The following is a 1,179-nucleotide window of genomic DNA, read 5'->3' on the forward strand; positions in this document are numbered from 1 at the left end:
TGTCTGTTTGGTATCTCTTGTCAGGTATACGGGGTAAGCCACTAATAGTCGCAAAGGGCACTGGTACAGAATCTGGAGAGAGGCATTGATAGAGACAAGCTCCATCTTCTATACGCACACCATTGGCGACAACTTTTCGTTTCTCATTTGTTGTTGGGTCAGTATAAGTCACCTCGGGAGACTTACTAATGAGTAACACTTCGTACTTACCTTGCTTTTTTAGAGCTGGCACAAGCACTCCGTTAGGATATTGAGGCGCAACAGGAGCTGGTGGTGCAGGAACAGGCGTTTTCACCCCATCAATGTAGTAGTAACCATCTACGATAGTTACTACGGGCTTATGATTAGGCTTAATTGCTATACCTGTGTCCGCACCATTGATATAGTAGTTGCCGTTCTCGCCTTGCGCTACATCGCCAATCGGAGGAATTGACTGTGTCAGGAGAGGGCGTATTGCCCCCTCCTGACTGCTCAGACAGCTTAAACTCTAAGAGCAAGCTTTGCTCTTGACCAGCGTCATCAGACACAACCAGTTCAACGGTATGTTGACCGCCAGCTTCAGGAGTGTAGTATAGTCTAAAGTCACCAATAGTAAGGTCGTAGTTATCGTTGTCGGTAAGTTCAACGCCCCTACATTCAGTAGGAGGCTCCCTTACCGCTACGCTGAAACTTACGTATGTAGTACTTGCGAGCGACAAAGAGCTTCTGTGGTGTGAGCTTGCAACGCACTTCCACTGCCTGCCCTTTAGTCGCCTCTTGATGGTATGGCATAGCTCTACCTCAAAGGGGTAGACCTCCTGCACATTGACCTCTCTAGAGCAAGCTCCTAGGAGCATTGCCAGCAGGAGCGGTAGAATAAAGTATCTATTCATAGTCTTGTAGTCTTAGAAATTAAAACGAAAGCCCATCGTAGCTAGCGGACGGAATAGGTTCAGCTGGGAGCCAACCAAAAAGTTTCCATCGCCACGAACCGTCAGGAGCCAGTTGTCTGTGAGAAATATCTCAGCGGATAGATGAGCAGAGCCTCCATAGACGAAGTGTGAGCGAGAGCATATGGTGGCTCCATTGCTTAGGTCGTACTGGCGTCTATTAACGTCCTCGTAGCCACACAGAGCGGACAAGCCTGCATATAGCAAGAAAGTGTGCGTATAGTCTGTGAGGATTGGGTACATATAGCCC

General features: G+C 48.2%; 3 protein-coding genes. All 3 read right to left on the bottom strand.

Translation table 11 applies throughout. From position 1 onward, the window contains the following. Positions 1-232: hypothetical protein (locus PORUE0001_RS10565; protein ID WP_007364932.1), on the bottom strand; the 232-nt coding region annotated here is incomplete at its 3' end. Between the two features lie 404 nt (positions 233-636). Further along, positions 637-771, bottom strand: coding sequence for a TraQ conjugal transfer family protein (locus PORUE0001_RS10020; RefSeq protein WP_007364934.1), 135 nt, complete (start codon positions 769-771; stop codon positions 637-639). A 113-nt stretch (positions 772-884) separates the two neighbouring features. Next, on the bottom strand, positions 885-1,179 hold a 295-nt coding region (locus PORUE0001_RS02685; protein WP_039865397.1), incomplete at its 5' end, for a conjugal transfer protein TraO.

It is taken from the genome of Porphyromonas uenonis 60-3 (assembly GCF_000174775.1).
GTDB lineage: Bacteria > Bacteroidota > Bacteroidia > Bacteroidales > Porphyromonadaceae > Porphyromonas > Porphyromonas uenonis_A.

What these genes read in the sequence shown, in the direction of transcription:
- PORUE0001_RS10020 (WP_007364934.1), bottom strand. Translation starts at nt 771, where the DNA reads ATGCCATACCATCAAGAGGCGACTAAAGGGCAGGCAGTGGAAGTGCGT.